Source organism: Kineococcus sp. TRM81007, from assembly GCF_022669155.1.
GTDB lineage: Bacteria > Actinomycetota > Actinomycetes > Actinomycetales > Kineococcaceae > Kineococcus.
This window is the reverse complement of record NZ_JALBVB010000056.1, coordinates 239692-256959: the sequence shown is the minus strand read 5'-3', so window position 1 is coordinate 256959 and position 17268 is coordinate 239692. Positions and strand designations below refer to the sequence as shown.

The window sequence follows — 17268 nt, the reverse complement described above, 5'->3', positions numbered from 1 at the left end:
CCCCGCCGATGGTGACTGCGAGCTGTGCCCAGATCGACTCCGAGTGCTGACCGGTGTTCCCGGCGGCGCCGGCGAGGAGGAGCCCCCGTGACCGTGGACGTGTCCGTCGTCGTCGTGACCTACAACGCGCCCGAGTGGACCGCCCAGTGCCTGGACGCGCTGGCCGGCGAGGGGCGCCCCGCCGCCTCCCACGAGGTCGTCGTGCTGGACAACGCCTCCGACGAGCCCACCCGGACCCTGCTCGCCGAGCGCGCCGCCGCCGACCCGGACCTGGTCGTGCGCTTCTCGCCGCAGAACCTCGGCTTCGCCGCCGCCTGCAACCGCGCCGCCGAGATCAGCAGCGGCCGGCACGTGCTGCTGCTCAACCCCGACGCCGTCGTGCTGCCCGGGGCGATCGACGCCCTGCTGGCCTTCCTCGAGCAGGACCCCACGCGCGGCGTCGTCGGCGGGCGCGTCCTCTACCCCGACGGCACGGTGTCCCTGACGTCCTGCTTCGCCCAGCCGACGCTGTGGAGCTGGTTCTGCTACGCCACCGGCCTGTCCACGGCGTTCAAGCGCTCCCCCGTCTTCGACCCCGAGTCGCTCGGGCGCTGGGACCGCGACAGCGTGCGCGACGTCGGCGTCGTCAGCGGCGCCTTCCTGCTGGCCACCCGCCAGACGTGGGAGGCGCTCGGCGGGTTCGACGAGGCGTTCTTCATGTACAGCGAGGACGCCGACCTCAGCGCGCGCGCCATCGCCCGCGGCATGCACCCCTCCGTCACCCCCGACGCGGTCGTCGTGCACGCCGGCGGCAAGTCCTCCGCCTCGCGCACCGGCAAGCTGCGGATGGTGCTGCGCGGCAAGGCCGAGTTCGCCCGCAAGCGCTGGAGCCCCGCGCGCGCCGCGGCCGGCACCGCGCTGCTGGCCGGCGGGGTGGGGCTGCGCACCGTCGGGGAGCGCGCGCTGGCGCTGGCCGGGCGCGGCGGGGGCGAGGAGACCTGGGCGCCGCTGTGGCGCGAGCGCCGCGACTGGGGCGCCGGCTGGACCACCGACGCCGTCGCCGCCGTGCGCGGGCCCGCGCCCGCCGAGGTGGACCTGCGCGAGCCGCGCGCCGTCGCGCCCTGACGCCGGCGGCGGCTGAGGCCACGGCCGTCCGCGCGGGCCCCGGCCGGTACGGTGCCGCATGACCGTCGAGGAGCTCAGCGCCGTCTTGCTGCTCTCCTCCGCCGTGCTGCTCCTGGCGGTCCTGGCGGTGCGGCTGTCGGCCCGGACCGGGCTGCCGTCGCTGCTGCTGTACCTGGGGCTGGGGCTGCTCGTCGGCGAGGGCGGCCTGGGGGTGCTCTTCTCCGACGCCGAGCTGGCGCAGGTGCTCGGCTACGGCGCGCTCATCCTCATCCTCGCCGAGGGCGGCCTGACCACCAGCTGGGGCACGATCCGCGGGGTCCTGGCGCCGGCGGCGGTCCTCTCGACCGTCGGCACCGCCGTGTCCACGGCCGTGGTGGGCGTGGGGGCGCACCTGCTTCTGGGCACGTCGTGGCCGGTGTCGCTGCTGATCGGGGCGGTGGTCTCCTCCACCGACGCGGCCGCGGTCTTCTCGGTGCTGCGCTCGGTGCCGCTGCCGCGGCGGCTGACGGGGGTGCTGGAGGCGGAGTCGGGTCTGAACGACGCGCCCGTCGTCATCGCCGTGCTGACGCTGACGGAGGTCGCCGGCGGTGGTGCCGCGCCGACGTGGTGGGCCGCGGTCGGGCAGGCGGTGCTGCAGCTGGCCGTCGGCACCGCCGTCGGCGTCGGCGGCGGCTTCGCCGGGGCGTGGCTGCTGCGCCGGACCGCGCTGCCGAGCTCCGGGCTGTACCCGGTGGCGGTCCTCGCCCTGACCGTGGGCGCCTACGCCGGCGCCGACCTGCTGCGCGGCTCCGGCTTCCTGGCGACGTACCTGTGCGCCCTGGTGCTGGGCAACTCCCGGCTGCCGCACCGGCACACCACGCGGGGCGTGGCCGAGTCCGCCGGGTGGCTGGCGCAGATCGGGCTGTTCGTGGCGCTCGGGCTGCTGGCGAGCCCGTCGCGGCTGCCGGGCGTGGTGCTGGACGCGCTCCTCGTCGGGCTGGTGCTGACGGTGCTGGCGCGGCCGCTGTCCGTGCTGGTGAGCCTGCTGCCGTTCCGGGGCTCGCAGCGCTCCAGCGCGGCGGAGCTCGCCTTCCTGTCGTGGGCGGGGCTGCGGGGCGCGGTGCCGGTCGTGCTGGCGACCGTGCCGGCGGTGGCGGGGGTGCCCGGCACGGAGCAGCTCTTCGACGTGGTGCTCGTCCTGGTCGTCGTGTTCACGCTGCTGCAGGCGCCCACCCTGCGGCCGCTGGCGCGGGTGCTGCGGCTGGTGCCGACGACCACCACGGCCGAGCTGGACGTGGAGGTCTCCCCGCTGGGGACGCTGTCGGCGGACGTGGTGCGGGTGCGGGTGGGGGACGGCTCGCGGCTGCACGGGGTGGAGGTGTTCGAGCTGCGGCTGCCGCCGGGCGCGAACGTGACGCTGGTGGCGCGCGACGGGGCGACGTTCGTGCCGGGGACGCGCACCGCCCTGCGCCGCGGTGACGAGGTGCTGGTGGTCACGGGCACCGCGGAGCGCTCGGTGGTGGAGGAGCGGCTGCAGCAGGTCAGCCGGCACGGCAAGCTGGCGGACTGGCGCCACCCCCCAAGCCGGTAACTCCGCGTGCCCCAGCGGATACCTTTCGTGCATGCGCCGTCGCACGGTCCTCACCGGGGGCCTCGCCAGCCTGCTCGTCCCCGCCGCCTCGCCCGCCACCCGCGCGGACGCCGCCGGCAGCGCCGCCGGCCTGCCGGACCCGCGGGCGCTGGCCGCCGCCCCCGGCCGCGTCGAGCTGGAGCGCACGCTGACGACCGTCGCCCCCGGCCTGACCCTGGAGCGGCTCGCCACCCTCGACGCCGCCGGCTCCCAGCGCACTTCGCTGCTGCGCCTGGCCCCCGGCACCGGCACCCGGCCCGCGCTGCTGCAGCGCAGCCTGTCCGAACCGCGCACCCCCGCCGAGCTGGCCACCGCCGCCGGCGCGGTCGCCGCCGTCAACGGCGACTTCTACGACATCGACCGCACCGGCACGCCCGACGGCCCCGTCGTCGTCGACGGCCACGCCCTCAAGGCCGACGCCGCGGTGCAGCGCGCCGTCGGCGTCGACGACACCCCCACCGGCTGGGCCGGTCGCCTCGGCGACGTGCGGCTGACCGGCACCGCCACCGTCGGCGAGCGCACCTGGCCGCTGGCCGCCCTCGCCACCCGCACCGTCCCCGCCGACGCGGTGGCGCTGTTCACCCCCGCCTGGGGTCCCGGGGACCGGACCCCGACCGCCCCCGGCGGCCTGGAGGTCGAGGTGCGCGCCGGCCGCGTCAGCGCCGTGCGCTCCCCCGGGCGCACCCCCGTGCCCGCGGACGGCCTCGTCCTCGTCGCCACCGGCACCGTCGCCACCGCCCTGGCCGGCACCGCCGTCGGCACCCCCGCGAGCACCGCCGTCGACGTGCGCGTCGGCGCCCTCGACCCCGGTTCGGACGGCTTCGCCCTGGGCGCCCGTCTGGAGCTCGTGCGCGACGGCGCCGTCGCCGCCATCGACACCGCCGACCCCACCTGGGCCGCCCTGCGCGCGCGCACCGCGCTCGGGTGGACCCGCGCCGGGGAGCTGCTGCTGCTGACCGCCGACGGCGGCACCGCCCGCTCGCGCGGGCTGACCGCCGTTGAGACCGCGCAGCGGATGGTCGAGGCCGGTGCGGCCGGTGCCGTGGTGCTCGACGGCGGCGGCTCCGCGCAGCTCGTGGCACGTCCCGCCGGCGAGGCGCACGTCGCAGTCGTCGGTGAACCGTCCGACGGCGCCCCGCGGGCCGTCGCCCACGCCGTCGGGCTGCTGCCACCGGCCGCGGACGGGCGCGCCACCGGGATCGTCTGGCGCGGACCGGGCGGCCGGGTCCTGCCCGGCCTGCTGCTGGCCGTGGAGGCCGCGGGCACCGACGCCGCGCTGGCACCCGCACCGCTGGAGGCACCGGCGTTCAGCACCGACGCCCCCGCCACGGCGGCCGTCGAGTCCGTCGAGCCCGGCGACGGCGGGACCCGCGTGCTGGTGCGGGGCAGCTCACCCGGGCGCACGGTGCTGCGCGTCCGGGCCGGGGCCGCCTCGGGCGAGCTGGCGCTGGAGGTGCTCGGCCCGCTCGCCTCCCTGGAGCTCGACCCCTCCCCGCAGCTGACCACCGCGGGCGCGGTCGCCGACGTGCAGATCACCGGCCGCGACGGCGAGGGCCGGCGCGCCCGCGTCGACGCCGCCGACGTCACCGTCACCACCGACCCCGCCCTGCTGAGCGTCGCCGCCCTGCCCGACGGCCGCCTCCGGCTGACCGCCGCCGGCACGGGCCCTGCCGCGGTGCCCGTCGTCCTGCGCGCCGGGGCGGTGAGCACCACCACCGCCGTCGCCGTCGGCCTGAGCACGGTGCTCGCCGACCCCGTCACCGACCCCGGCCGCTGGCGAGCCGCCGCCACGCGCGCGACCGCCGCCCTCGCCCCCGTCACCGTGGACGACCTGGCCGGCGTCCGGGCGGCGCTGCGGCTCACCCACGACACGCACGAGCAACCGACCGGCACGTCCGTGGCCGCCGCCGTCGCCGACCCGCCCGTCGCGCTGCCCGCCGGCACCCGCGAGGTCGCTCTGCGGGTGCGCGGCGACGGAGCCGGCGGCTGGCTGCGGGCGGTGCTGCGCGTGGACGGCGCCGCCCGGCCGGTGACGTTCGCCGAGCGGGTCGACTTCACCGGCTGGCGCCGCCTGACGGCCGCCGTGCCCGCCGGGGCGCGCGAGGTGGCCGTGGAGCGGGTGTACGTGGCGCAGACCGACGCCGCCCGCCGCACCGCGGGCCGGCTGGACCTCGCCGCCCTGGAGGCCGGCACGGCACCGGCCGCTCCCGGGGCGGTGGACGCACCGCGCGACCCAGCCCTCGGCCCGGGCACCGCCACCGGCCCGCGCACCGGCCGCGTCGCGCTCGTGGCCGCCACCCACGTCCGCGCCGCGCACCCCGGCACCGAGACGCCGCTGCGCGAGGCCCTGCGGGGCGCGGCCGCCGCCGGAGCGCAGCACGTGCTGCTCTCCGGGGACGTCGTCGGCACCCCGGGGCGGGCCGGCACCGACGCCGACGTGGCGCTGGCCCGTGAGGTGCTGGCGCAGGAGCTGCCCGCCGCCACCTCCTGGTCGTGGCTGCCCGGCGACGGTGAGGCGGGAACGGCCGCCGCCGCGGGGCCGGCGTCCAGCGGCGCCGCGGCGCCGCACCGGCGGCTCGACCTGGCCGGCACCCGCTACGTGCTGCTGGACGCCACCGGCGGCTCGCTGCGCACCGCCGGCTTCACCCAGCTGCCGTGGCTGCGCGCCGAGCTGGACGCGGCGGCCGCCGACGGCGCCGTCACGGGGGTCGTGGTCGTCGCCGCGCGAGGCCCGGGCAGCGGGGCCGGCGACCTGGTGGACCCGGACGAGTCGGCCCTGCTGCGCGGGTGGGCGGCGCGCTGGCGCACCGCGACCGGCGGGCGGATCGCCCTGGTGGGCCGGGCGGACGGGGCCACCCCGGCGGTCACCCGGCGCGAGGGGGTGCTGGAGGTGGGGGCCGCCCGGGCCCTCGCCCCCGGCGGCGGCAGCGGCTGCTGGACCCTGCTCACCGTCGACGCCGCCGCGCCGAGCCCGCCGGAGGTCGCCGGTGCGCTGCCGGCCGGTGCCGACGACGGCTGGCTCCGGGTGCACGCCCGGCCGCTGGGTCAGGCCGTGGTGCGCCGGGGGCGCGCGGCGCGCTGAGGGCCGCGCGGGGTCCGCGCGGCGAGTAGGATTGGCACTCGAACTCCCCGAGTGCCAGTCGGGGTCTCGACCTCCCTGGAGACGACGTGCCCACCTACGCCTACGCGTGCCAGCAGTGCGACCACAGCTTCGAGGTCCGCCAGTCCTTCAGCGACGACGCCCTCACCACCTGCCCCGAGTGCTCGGGGCAGCTGCGCAAGCTGTTCAACAACGTCGGCATCGTCTTCAAGGGCTCCGGCTTCTACCGCACCGACTCGCGCAGCGGCTCCGGCAACGGGTCCGGCGGCTCGGACGCCAAGAGCGGGTCCAAGGACTCCGGCGGCTCGGCGGCCAAGAGTTCGGACTCGTCGTCCTCGACGAGCTCGTCCTCGTCCAAGTCGTCCACCTCGTCCTCGTCCTCCTCCGCGTCGGGCGGCTCGACCTCCGCCGCCTGAGTGGACGGCTCACCCGGTCTCCACACCGGCCGCACCGCCGCGGCGGTCCACAGCCGGGCACGGACGCGACCGGCTGGGCGGCCGCGCCTCCCTAGCGTCCGGGTGTGCTGCGCGAGACGACACCCCGCCCCGCCGGGCCCCGCGACCGGCGGCGGCGCAGGCTGGCCCGGCGCTGGCTCAGCGCCGGGCTGACCGCCGCCGCCGCCGGGGTGGCGGTGTCCGCGCTGGCGCCGCCGCAGCCGGCGACGCGGCCGGTGCTCGTCGCGACGCGCGACCTGCCGGCCGGGGCGGCCCTGACGGTGGGCGACGTGCGCAGCGACGAGCGCCCGTCGGGCACCGTGCCCGACGGCGCCCTGGACGACGCCGGCGCGCGGGGTGCCGTGCTCTCCGGCGCGGTGCGCCGCGGTGAGGTCCTCACGGACGCGCGCACCACCGGCGCCGGCCTGCTGGCCGGGCAGCCGCCGGGCACGCTGGCCACCACCGTCGCCGTGGGCGACCCGGCGGTCCTCGACGGGCTGCGGTCCGGTGCCCGCGTCGACGTCCTGGCCCGCACCGACGACCCCGTCACGGGCCTGCCCACCGGCGCCGAGCGCGTCGCCTCCGACGTCGTGGTCCTCGCGGTGCCCACCACGGCCACCGGCAGCGGGTTCCTCGGCGCGGCACCGGGCGGGCCGGGCAGCGTGCTGGTGGCGGTGGACCCGCCCACGGCCGCGCGCCTGGCAGCGGCGTCCGGGCGCACGGTGCTCGCCCTGCGCGCGCCGTGACGCCGGGTGGGACGCCGGGTGGGACGCCGGGTGGGACGCCGGGTGGGACGCCGGGTGGGACGGGGTCAGAGCGCGCCGGAAGGGCGGCGCCGCACCACGAGCCGTGGTGCGGCGCCGAGGTGCGCCGCACCGCCGCGCGTGGCCAGCGACCACAGCAGGTCCCCCGCCGCCGCGGGCTCACCCACGTGGGTGCCCTGCACGAGGTGGCAGCCCAGTGCGGCGAGGGCCCGCAGCGTGCCGGCGTCCTCCACGCCCTCGGCCACCACCCGCAGCCCCAGGTCCCGGGCCATCTGCACGGTGGAGCGCACGATCACCTCCCGGGCGCGGTCGGTGGTCATCGCGGTCACGAAGGAGCGGTCGATCTTGAGCTCGTCGACGTCCAGGCCCGTCAAGCGGCGCAGCGACGACTGCCCGGTGCCGTAGTCGTCAACCGCCACGGAGCACCCCAGGGCGCGGAGCTCGCCGACGACGGTGCGGGCCCGCTGCGGGTCCGCCACCAGAGCCGTCTCGGTGACCTCCAGCACGAGGGCCCGAGCAGGCACCCCGTGGCGATCCAGCTCGCGGGCCACCAGCGCGGGCAGACCGGTCTCGGCGAGCGAGCGCGCGGAGAGGTTGACGGAGACCGTCACGTCGCACCCGCACGCCCGCCAGCCCGCCAGGTCGGCCAGGGCGTGCCCCAGCACCACGCCGGTCAGGGCGTGGACCAGGCCGGAGCCCTCCGCCAGCGGCACGAAGCGGTCCGGTGCGACGGTGCCGAGGTCGGGGTGGCGCCAGCGCACCAGGGCCTCCGCACCCGCGAGCGCGCCGGTCGCCGGGTCGACCTGCGGCTGGTAGTGCACGAACAGCTCACCGCGCTCCACCGCCCGGCTCAACTCGCCCAGCAACCGCAGGCGCTCGGCGCCGGGGGCTCCGGTGGCAGCGTGCTCGCCGCCGTAGGTGCAGGCGCACCCGCGCACCCGCTTGGCCTCGTGCAGAGCGGCCTCGGCGCTGCGCAGCAGGGCCGCCGCCACCGACCCGTGCCGGGGTGCCAGCGCCACCCCCACGCTCGCCGGCAGCAGCACCCGCAGCCCGCCGGCGTCCAGCGGCCGCCCGGCGCTGTGCACGACGCGCCGTGCGAGGTCCTCCGCGCCGGCACCGTCCGGGACGAGGACGGCGAACTCGTCGCCGCCGAGCCTGCCGACCACCGCGTCGGCCGGCGCCAGCGCGCGCAGCCGACCGGCGAGGGCGCGCAGCACGTCGTCGCCCCCGTCGTGCCCCAGCGCGTCGTTGACGTCCCGGAACCGGTCGAGGTCCACCACGAGCAGGCCAGGGGCCGGTCCTCCCGGGGCCGCCGCGACCAGGGCGCGGTCCACGGCCGCCAGCAGCGCCTCCCGCTCGGGCAGCCCGGTCAGCCGGTCGCGCGGCGCCGCGCGCCCGCGGCGCCCCGCCCGCGCACAGTCCGGACCGGGGAACCGGCGAGTGCGGGCCGCCGGGCGCCCCGGGAGGGCACCGACCACCGCACCGGCCGAGGCACCGGCCAGCACGCCCACCCCCACGGCGAGCTCCCCGGGCAGCGGCGCGAATGCCGTCAGGGTGATGCCGACCAGGGCGGCGGCGAGGAGCACCAACGGGGTGCGTCCCACCCGCGGGGGCCGGCGCGGCGGGTGCCGGGCGAGGGACCCGGCGCCGGTGGGGGTCGCGCCCGGCCGGGGCACGCTCACCGGTGCCGCGGCGGGGCCGGTCGCAGCGCGGTACCCGTGCACACCCCACCTCCCGACCGTCGTCTCGACCGCTGTCCCGGCCGGACCGGGTGGGGTCGCGGCCGCTGATCGGCGCCCATCATGTGGGCCCGCGACCGCACGAGGAACCCCTGCGACAGCGGAGACCGCGAGATCTCGACCTACCGTCACGCGCGGTCCACGAGACGTCATCAGGGTCTCGCTGAGAGCGATGCACCAGAACGCTGCGTGAGGTGCGGTGCGGTGCGCCCCGCACCTGGCGCACCGAGCGCTTCAGTCCCAGTGGGGCGGCCGCTGCGACAGGTACCAGTCGTCGTCCAGCCCGCCGGCCCGCTCACCCCAGCCCTCGTCGCGGTCGTCGGCCGAGCGCTCGTCCTCCACGGAGCTGCCGGTCCCCGCCGGCTCCTCGCGCCGCTGCCCGGCGCCTCCTCGCGGCTGCCCGCCCGGCACGCTCACGACGCCTCCTCGCGCGGCACCGGCACCGGCCGGGACCGGACCACCGGCCGAGGCTCCCCCGGCTCGCCGGGCCGGTCCGGCGCCTCGCGCTCGACGTCCCCCTCGAGGTCCTGCACGGCGTCCTGCCCGGCGTCCTGCCCGGCGCGGTGCCGCTCGTCGCGTCCGCTCACCCGCGGGTCCCGCGGCGGCGGGCCCACCGGGGCGTCCGCGCGCAGGTCCAGCACGAGGTCCGCCGGCTCGCCCAGCTCCGCCACCGCCTCGCGCCAGCGCCGCGCGAGCCGGTGCGCCTCGGCGGCGGGGTCGGCCAGCACGTCAGCCTCCAGGGAGCGCACGCACCACCAGCCGCGCCGCTCCAGGCGCGCGGGAGCGACGACCTCCCGCTCCAGCACGCCGACGGCGGCCCACCCCGGGCCGTCCAGCTCCACCGCGAGCGCCGGTCCCGTCCCGTCCGGGCGGCGCACCGCGATCGGCACGGCTCCGGACCGCCCGGCGCCGAGCGTCACGGGCAGCCCCAGGTCCCGGCACGCGGCGGCCAGGCGGCGCTGCAGCGCGCTGGTGGTGCGCTCGCCGTGCGGGGCGGGCGACTCCCACGCCACCGCGGTCCGCAGCAGCAGCGGGCGGCCGTCCACGGCCGAGCCGCCCGGCTCACCGTGCCCCGCCGCCTCCCACCGGGCGTCGTCGAGCACGAGGGTGGTGCGCAGCCGCGAGCGCGTCAGCGCCAGGACGACCTCCTGCGGGGGTGCGTGCCCGGCGCCCAGGCCGGCCCCTCCGGTCACGGGGTCGGCGAGCACCACGACGTGGTCGCGCCGCTCACCGGCCCAGCGCGGCGGTTCGGCGACCAGCAGCTCCCCGGCCGCGTGCCCCAGCCCCCGCTCGGCGAGGCGCCGGCGCAGGACGTCGCCCAGCAGGTCGGCACCGGCCGCGTCGGGCACGAGGACGCCCAGCGACTCCCCCGGGCACCGGTGCAGCGCGTCGGCGACGACGCCCAGGGTCAGCTCCACCAACGCGTCCGGCCCGCGCCGGGCACCGGTGCGCGCCGAGGTGCGGTGCACGGCGCGCGGGTCGGGGCCGGAACCGGGCAGCACGTCCTGCGCGTCGTCGCCGGTGACCGGCACGACCCCCTCGAGCAGCCGGTCGTCGAGGCAGGCGTGCTGACGCTCCAGCCGCAGGCCGGGCAGCACGCCGGCGGCGTCGTCCAGCAGGCTGCGGGGCGGCGGGGCGGCCTCGCCGGTGCCGTCACGCCCCGTGAGGTCGGCGAGGTCGGCGAGGTCGCGGGGCCCGGGCAGGGCGGGGTCGCCCACCACCACGAGGCGGCGGCCGCGGGCCAGCGCCGGCAGCGCCCAGGAGGTGGCGGTCGAGCGCGCCCCCAGCACCACCACCAGGTCGGCCTGCGGCAGGTCCGCGGCCAGGGCGGCGGCACCGGCCGCGGACAGCGCCGTGCACGGCAGCAGCGCGGCCGCCGCCGTCAGCTCCGGGCCCAGGGGCTCGGCGGGCCGGCCGGGACCGCGCAGGGCGGGCAGTGCGGCCCGGACGGGTGCGGCGGGCGCCACCGGCACGCGCGCGTCCACGGCGCGGCGCACCCGCCGCGCGTCGTGGGTGCGGGCGGCGGCCTCCGCCAGCTGCAGCCCGGCGCGCGCGCTGCGCAGCGCCGGGGCGTCGGGCGCACCGACGAGGTGGTCCTCCAGGCAGACGGCGTCCAGGACGCCGGCCCACCAGGCGCGCTCCACCTCCGCGGTCAGGTCCAGGCTGCCCGCGCCGCCCCAGCGGGCGCCCAGGTCCTCCAGGAGGGGCTGCCAGCCGGCGGCGGCGAGCTCGTCGAGGAGCACGGTGCGCTCGGGCAGGTCGTCCAGGGCGGCGGCGTCGGCGGCCAGGGAGCGCAGCAGCGCGGTCAGCTCCGGCAGGGGCACGGCCAGCAGCGAGCCGTCCTCGACGCGGTCCGCGCTGACGTCGCCGAGCAGGCGCCCCGGCAGGACGCGCTCGAGGTCGAGCAGGTCGGCGCGCAGGGCGGCGACGGCGGTGCACAGCTCGTCCAGGCCGTCGGGGACGTGGGGTGCGGTCTCGCGCACGGCGACGCGCTGCCAGGCCAGCCGTTGGGCGCGCGCCCGCTGCAGCCAGTCGTGCAGCTCGGCGGTGCTCTCGGGCGCCGCGGAGGGCAGCAGCAGGGCGCGCGCCCGGCGGCGCAGCCGCCAGCGCGCCAGCGCGCCCATGCGCACGCCGTTCTCGCGCCGCCACTGGGCGGTCGCGGTGGCGGCGGCCGGGTCGCCGAGGGGGACGGTGAACACGTCGGCCCCGAAGCGGTCGACGCTGGCGCGCACCCCCTCCAGCAGTTCCACCCGCGCGTTCGCCTCGGCCACGGAGGCGGCCCCGCGCAGCCCGGCGGCGTCGCAGACGGTGGCCATCAGGGCCCGGGCGGCGGGCAGGGTGCGCTCCAGCGCCGAGCGCACCCGCGCCAGGGCGTCCTCGGCCGCGCGGGGGCTGCGCAGCGGCGCGTCCGCCCACGGGGTGCTCGCCCCGCTGACCTCGAAGGCGCCCAGCTCGACGGCGCGGCGCAGCCGCGCCGCCCACACCGGCAGGTCCTCGCGGCGGCACTCGGCGAGCGCCCGGCCGCGCAGGCGCCGGGTCGTGGTGGCCGGCACGTCGCGCTCGGCGAGCGCGGCCAGCGCCTCCATCGCGTCGTGGGCGCTGACGCCCCACGGCTCGCGCGGGCGGTGCAGGGCGCGGGCGTGCTCGTCCAGGACCGCGGCGGCGCCGGCGGCCTCCGGTCGGGGGGACCCCGGGTCCGCGCCGCCGCCGCGGGCGGCGGCCTCGGCGCTGGCGGCGCGGGTCTGCTCGCGCACGGCGGCGAGCACGGCGGCGGCGTCGAGCTCGGCGGTCACGTGCAGCACGAGGCGCCCCAGGCCGTGCTCGCGCAGGCGCTCATCGACGGCGCGGCGCTCGGCGGCGGAGTCGGCCACGAGCAGGGTGGTGCGCCCCGCCGCGGCGCCGGCGGCCACGATCGCGGCGGCGACCTGGGTGGCGCCGGTGCCGGCGGATGCCTCCAGGCGCAGGTCGCCGCCGGCCAGGACGTGCTCCACGGCGCGGTGCTGCCACGGGTCCAGCGCCAGCCCGGTGCGGTCCGCGACCGGGGCGTCACCACCGGCCGGCAGCGCGCCGGCGGGGGCGACGGGCACCTGCTCGGCCAGGGCCCGCACCACCCGGTGGCCGCGCACGTCCGCGCCGTGGTCGCGCAGGTGCGCGAGCAGGTCGGAGCCGGGGTCGGTGAAGGTGCTCAGCAGCAGGCGGCGCTCCACCCTCAGCCCCGGGGCGCCGGACAGCTGGCGGCGCACCTCCTCCAGGGCGGGGTCGGGGTCGAAACCGCGGTGGCTGCCCACGGCGCGCGCCACGCGGGGGGCGTCCAGCTCCACGCCCAGCTCGGCGCGCGCGGTGCGCACCAGCACGGGGTTGACGAGGACGCCGGCGTCGAGCTGCACGACGAAGTCGTCCTGCGTGCCGTCCACCGGTGTCAGGGAGCAGCGGCGCAGCAGCAGGGGGGTGCGGCGCGCCGGGCCGTGCGGCGGGACCCACGTGACGGTGCCCACGGCCACGGCCAGGGCGCGGGTGCCGCGCTGGGCGAGCAGGACGGCGGCGCGGCGGTGGGTGGTGCGGGCGCGGCGGCGGGCGTCGGCGAAGGCTCCGGACTCGCGCACGAGGCTGGACAGCGGTGCCGGCCCGCCGGCCAGCAGCTGCGCCAGCCCGGAGGGGTGCGCGGTCGTCAGGTCCAGGCCCGCGTCGGGCCCGTCGGGGTGGTCCAGCAGGGTGGACGTGCCGCCGAGCGCCTCCGCCTCGGCCCACCACCGCCGTCGGGTCGTGTCGGCGGTGGGGCGTGCGGCGTCGTTCACGCCCTCCACAGTAGGCGCGCGGGCGGGCCGCTCCAGGACCTCGCCGCGCCGGGGTGCTCAGCCGGCCGGGAGGGGCGAGCCGCCCGGGGCGGAGGGGGCGGCGGGCGGGGCGCTCGGGGCCGGGGTGGTGCTGCGGGCGAGGACGACGAGGGTGACGTCGTCGCGGGCCCGCCCGCCGCTGAAGCGGCGGGCGACGTCGAGGGCCTCGTCGACGAGGGTCTGGGGGGTCAGCTCGGGCAGGCCGGAGAGCGCCTCGAGGACGCCCTCGACGCCCAGCTCGTCGGTGCTGCCGCTGGGGCGGGCCTCGGTGAGCCCGTCGGTGTAGACGACGAGCATCGAACCGGGCGCCAGGGAGACCGTGCCGGTGCTCCAGGCGCCGGGCACGTCCAGGTGCAGCCACGACAGCAGCGGGCCGGTGGCCTCCAGCTCCGCGACGAGGCGCACGGCCCCGCCGTCGGAGCGCAGCACCAGCGGGGCGGGGTGCCCGGCGTTGGCGTACCGCACCAGCCCGGAGTCGGGGTCGACGACGGCGACCACGCAGCTGGCGAAGCGCTCGGCCTCGTCGGTGAAGACGCGCGCGGCCATGGCCAGCGCCAGGTCCGGCTCGGGCGCCAGGTGCAGCGCGGCCTCCAGGAGGCGCTTGAGCTGGATGGCGACGATGCCGGCGCGCGCCCCGTGCCCGGAGACGTCGGCGACGACGACGGCGTAGCGGCCGTCCTGCAGCGGCAGCACGTCGTACCAGTCGCCGGCGAGCAGGCCCTCGGCGGGGCGCAGCGCGGCGGCGGCGGACCACCCGGCGAGGACGGGCAGCTCGTGGGCGGCGAGCTGGTCGCGCACCTCGGCGACGAGGGGCTGGCCCTGGGCCAGGGCCTCGCGGGCGGAGACGGCGTCGGCGAGCTCGTCGAGGATGCGCCGGCGCATCGTCTCGGCCGAGTGGGCCACGGCGGCCAGCTCCGGGGGCCCGGCCAGCCCCACGGGGGTCTGCAGGTCGCCGCCGCCGACGCCCAGCATCTGGTGGGAGAGCTGGTCGAGGGGGCGCAGGACCCAGCGGCGCACGAGGTGCAGCACGGTGGGGACCATCAGCAGGGCGATGCCCAGGACGAGGACCTGCACGAGCCGGAAGCGGTTCAGGTCCTCCTCGGCCAGCTCGGCGTCGGCTGTGCGTTCCTGGTGCAGCTCCCGCGCCAGGGACTCCATGTCGAGGTAGGCGGTGCGGAACTCCCGGCTGGCGGGGGCGTTGGCGAGGGCCCTGCGCAGGCCGTCCTCGTCCCCGGTGGCCTTGACGTCCGCCTGGCTGTCGGCGACGGTCCGCCACTCCTCGACGTCCCGCAGCGCCTCCTCCAGCCGGCCGGTGAGCGCGGTCGGCTCCAGGACGGCGAACTCCTCGCGCAGCTGGTCCTCGCGCTGCGTGAGCTGCTCGGCCAGCTGCTCGCGCTCGCGGGCGAGGCGGGGGGTCTGGGTGGGGTCGGTCGACAGCACGTACTGCTGGTGGACGGCGTGCAGCTCGACGAAGTCGCCGCGCAGGTCGCGCAGCCCCTCGCCGGCGGCCTCCCACTGCCGCTGCTCGGCGCGGTGCTGATCGCCGTCCCGCTCCGGACCCAGCAGGCTCTGGGCGAGCACGACGGTCAGGGCGAGGGAGATGAGCAGGAAGACGCCCGCCATCACGGAGACGCGCCGCTGCAGGGTGGTGCGCAGCATGAGGTGGTGCCAGCGCCGCACGAGCCGCTTCAGCGTGCACCTCCTCCTCCGGCGGCGGGACCTGCGCCCGCCGGGACCGCATCGTCACACCTTGTCACCTCCCGGTGGGGACGGGCACGGCTCACCGCGCACGGGCCGGGCCGCTGCGATAGACGTAGGCGGGTGGCCGACTCCCCCGATCCCCTGGACTCCCCCGGATCACCCGGACTGCGCTGGCCCGCCTCCCTGGTGCTGGTCCGTCACGGGCAGAGCACCGGCAACGTGGCCGACGCGCGGGCGCGAGCCGCGCAGGCCGAGGTGGTGGACGTCGGCGAGCGGGACGCGGACGTGCCGCTGTCGGACCTGGGCCGGCGGCAGGCGGCGGCCGTGGGGACGTGGCTGGCGGGCGGGGCGGGTGCTCCGCCGGCACCGCAGGTGGTGCTGAGCTCCCCGTACCGCCGAGCGCTGCGGACCGCGCAGGAGGTGGTGCGCGGGGCGCGCGCGGCGGGGCTGGACGTGCCGGACGTCCGCACGGACGAGCGGCTGCGCGAGCGCGACCTGGGCTGGTGGGACGGGCTGACGGGCGCCGGGGTGCGAGCGCGCTTCCCGGAGGAGTCGGAGCGGCGCGCGCGGCTGGGGAAGTTCTACTACCGCCCGCCGGGCGGTGAGAGCTGGTGCGACGTGGCGCTGCGGGTGCGCAGCGTGCTGGCGTCGCTGCGCGAGGAGCACGCCGACCGGCACGTGCTGGTGGTCTCCCACCAGGCGGTGGTCATGAACTTCCGGCTGGTGCTCGAGGGCCTGGACGAGCGGGCGGTGCTGGAGCTGGACGACCGCGAGCCGCTGGCGAACTGCTCGGTGACCTCCTACGAGCGCGACGGCGGTGCGCTGCGGCTGCGGCTGGCCGGGGACGCGCGGGCGGTCGCGGACGTGCGGGTCACGGACGACCCCGGCGACGACCCCGGTGACGAGGACCCCGGTGGCGACGGCTCCGGCGACGGCTCCGGCGACGGCTCCGACGACGCGGCCCACGACCCGGGGGACGGCGCGCGGGCCGGGACGGCGCGGGTGGCGCGGTGAGCCCGCGGGACGCGGCGGCGGACGCGGTGACGGTCACGTCGGCGGTGCTGCGGGAGTGGCCGCTGCCGCCGCCGGGCGTGGGCAAGGAGTCGCGCGGGCGCACGTGCGTGGTGGGTGGCAGCGAGCGCACGCCGGGCGCGGTGCTGCTGGCGGCGGAGGCGGCGCTGCGCTGCGGCGCGGGCAAGCTGCAGGTGGCGACGACGGCCTCGACGGCACCGACGCTGGGGGTGGCGCTGCCCGAGGCGCTGGTGCTGGCCCTGCCCGCGAACGACGAGGGCGGCATCGACCCCTCGTGCGGCGCGGAGGGCTCGGAGCTCGCGGAGCTGGCGCAGGGCGCGCACGCGGTGTGCCTGGGGGTGGGCACGGTCGGCGAGGCGGCGGTGGTGGAGCTGCTGGAGGTGCTGGTGCCGCCGCTGCGGCAGACGGTGGTGCTGGACGCGCTGGGCCTGGCGCCGGTCACGCGGGACGCGTCGTTCCTGCACCACCTCGACGGCCGGGCCGTGCTCACCCCCAACCCCCAGGAGCTGGCGATCGTGCTGGGCGTGGACGAGGAGGAGGTGGAGCGGGACGCGGCCGCCGCGGCGCGCGAGCTGGCCCGCCGCAGCCGGTGCGTGGTCGCCGCCGGCGGGGGCGAGTCGTGGATCGCGGCGCCGGACGGGCGGCTGTGGCTGGACGTGTCCGGCGGCGCCGGGCTGGGGGTGTCGGGTTCCGGCGACGTGCTCGCCGGGATCGTCACGGGGCTGTGCGCGCGGGGCGCGGACCCGGTGCAGGCGGCGGTGTGGGCGTGCCACCTGCACGGGCGGGCCGGGGACCGCCTGGCCAGCTCGGTGGGCCGGCTGGGGTTCCTCGCCCGGGAGCTGCCCGCGGAGGTGCCGCGGGTGCTCGCCGAGATCGAGGTGTGAGCGGCCGGCGCCCCCGGTGCCGCGTCAGGCCAGGTGCCGCGTCAGGCCAGGAGCGCGGCGGCGGCGGGCACCACGTCGGACTGCGGCACCTGGAGGTTCCAGGTGGTGGAGGAGCGCTGCCCGGCGGTGTGCGGGTCGCCGTCGGGGCCGGACCAGGCCTGCGGCTCGGCGGTGACCTTCCAGGCGCCGGCGCCGCGCTGACGGGCGCGGGCGGCGAGCGCGTCGTCCCCGCAGCGGGTGGCCGCGGAGGCGATGACGTCGACGGCGCGGCTGAGGGAGCGGGCGTCGTAGAAGGCGATGCTGCAGCCGGCCTCGGTGGCGGAGGTGGCCACGAGGATGCAGCCGGTCTCGGCCAGGGCCGCGTCGATGGCTGCGAGGGCGGCGCTCTCGCGGGGAGCACGGCGGGGCGCGGGGACGCTCGCGCGGGCTTCGGTGCGGACGGTCTGAACGGACATCCGGGATTCTCCTCGGGAGACGACGTCGGCCGGGTGTCGGAGTCCCCCTCGACTCGGCCCGACACCCAGGAGACGGCATCGGTCGGCGTGTCTTGCGACTTGAGTGTAGGCA

The 17268-nt window shown here is 79.2% G+C and carries 12 protein-coding genes; 7 read left to right on the top strand and 5 right to left on the bottom strand.

The annotated features are described in order from the left end of the window. Positions 1-87: 87 nt before the first annotated feature. From MN205_RS15405 to MN205_RS15385, 5 genes are all read left to right on the top strand, one after another. Positions 88-1104, top strand: a complete 1017-nt coding sequence (locus MN205_RS15405) for a glycosyltransferase family 2 protein (protein WP_242128824.1) — start codon at positions 88-90, stop codon at positions 1102-1104. A 58-nt stretch (positions 1105-1162) separates the two neighbouring features. After that, positions 1163-2674, top strand: coding sequence for a potassium/proton antiporter (locus MN205_RS15400; protein ID WP_242128822.1), 1512 nt, complete (start codon positions 1163-1165; stop codon positions 2672-2674). Between the two features lie 31 nt (positions 2675-2705). After that, entirely contained in the window at positions 2706-5795 is a 3090-nt protein-coding gene (locus tag MN205_RS21285) for a phosphodiester glycosidase family protein (RefSeq protein ID WP_305037221.1), read from the top strand. 86 nt (positions 5796-5881) lie between these two features. Continuing rightward, positions 5882-6229 (top strand): FmdB family zinc ribbon protein, encoded by a 348-nt coding sequence (locus MN205_RS15390; protein WP_242129488.1) that lies wholly within the window; start codon positions 5882-5884, stop codon positions 6227-6229. Positions 6230-6333: 104 nt separating this feature from the next. Next, entirely contained in the window at positions 6334-6993 is a 660-nt protein-coding gene (locus MN205_RS15385) for an SAF domain-containing protein (RefSeq protein ID WP_242128820.1), read from the top strand. A gap of 65 nt (positions 6994-7058) precedes the next feature. Here the strand turns inward: MN205_RS15385 and MN205_RS15380 are convergent, their stop codons facing one another. The 4 genes from MN205_RS15380 to MN205_RS22005 form a co-directional block, all read right to left on the bottom strand. Next, a complete protein-coding gene (locus tag MN205_RS15380; RefSeq protein ID WP_242128818.1) occupies positions 7059-8735 on the bottom strand; it encodes a bifunctional diguanylate cyclase/phosphodiesterase in 1677 nt (558 codons plus the stop codon). A gap of 249 nt (positions 8736-8984) precedes the next feature. Continuing rightward, a complete protein-coding gene (locus MN205_RS15375) occupies positions 8985-9167 on the bottom strand; it encodes a hypothetical protein (protein WP_242128816.1) in 183 nt (60 codons plus the stop codon). Continuing rightward, entirely contained in the window at positions 9164-13045 is a 3882-nt protein-coding gene (locus MN205_RS15370; protein ID WP_242128814.1) for a hypothetical protein, read from the bottom strand. Before MN205_RS15370 ends, MN205_RS15375 begins: the two co-directional genes overlap by 4 nt. A 57-nt stretch (positions 13046-13102) precedes the next feature. Continuing rightward, positions 13103-14764: a PP2C family protein-serine/threonine phosphatase gene (locus MN205_RS22005; RefSeq protein WP_242128813.1), complete on the bottom strand. Its 1662-nt coding sequence runs from the start codon at positions 14762-14764 to the stop codon at positions 13103-13105. A gap of 141 nt (positions 14765-14905) precedes the next feature. On the opposite strand from MN205_RS22005, the gene MN205_RS15360 reads away from it, so the two are divergent. Next, entirely contained in the window at positions 14906-15799 is an 894-nt protein-coding gene (locus MN205_RS15360; protein ID WP_242128810.1) for a histidine phosphatase family protein, read from the top strand. Next, a complete protein-coding gene (locus MN205_RS15355) occupies positions 15796-16701 on the top strand; it encodes an NAD(P)H-hydrate dehydratase (protein ID WP_242128808.1) in 906 nt (301 codons plus the stop codon). The genes MN205_RS15360 and MN205_RS15355 overlap by 4 nt, the downstream gene beginning before the upstream one ends. 41 nt (positions 16702-16742) lie before the next feature. Here MN205_RS15355 and MN205_RS15350 read toward each other — a convergent pair whose 3' ends face one another. After that, on the bottom strand, positions 16743-17156 hold the full coding sequence (locus MN205_RS15350) for a hypothetical protein (protein WP_242128806.1): 414 nt from the start codon (positions 17154-17156) through the stop codon (positions 16743-16745). Positions 17157-17268: the final 112 nt, after the last annotated feature.

Bases quoted from the DNA above. Each gene is read 5' to 3' on its own strand.
- MN205_RS15400 (WP_242128822.1), top strand. From the start codon at position 1,163: ATGACCGTCGAGGAGCTCAGCGCCGTCTTGCTGCTCTCCTCCGCCGTG.
- MN205_RS21285 (WP_305037221.1), top strand. From the start codon at position 2,706: ATGCGCCGTCGCACGGTCCTCACCGGGGGCCTCGCCAGCCTGCTCGTC.
- MN205_RS15350 (WP_242128806.1), bottom strand. From the start codon at position 17,156: ATGTCCGTTCAGACCGTCCGCACCGAAGCCCGCGCGAGCGTCCCCGCG.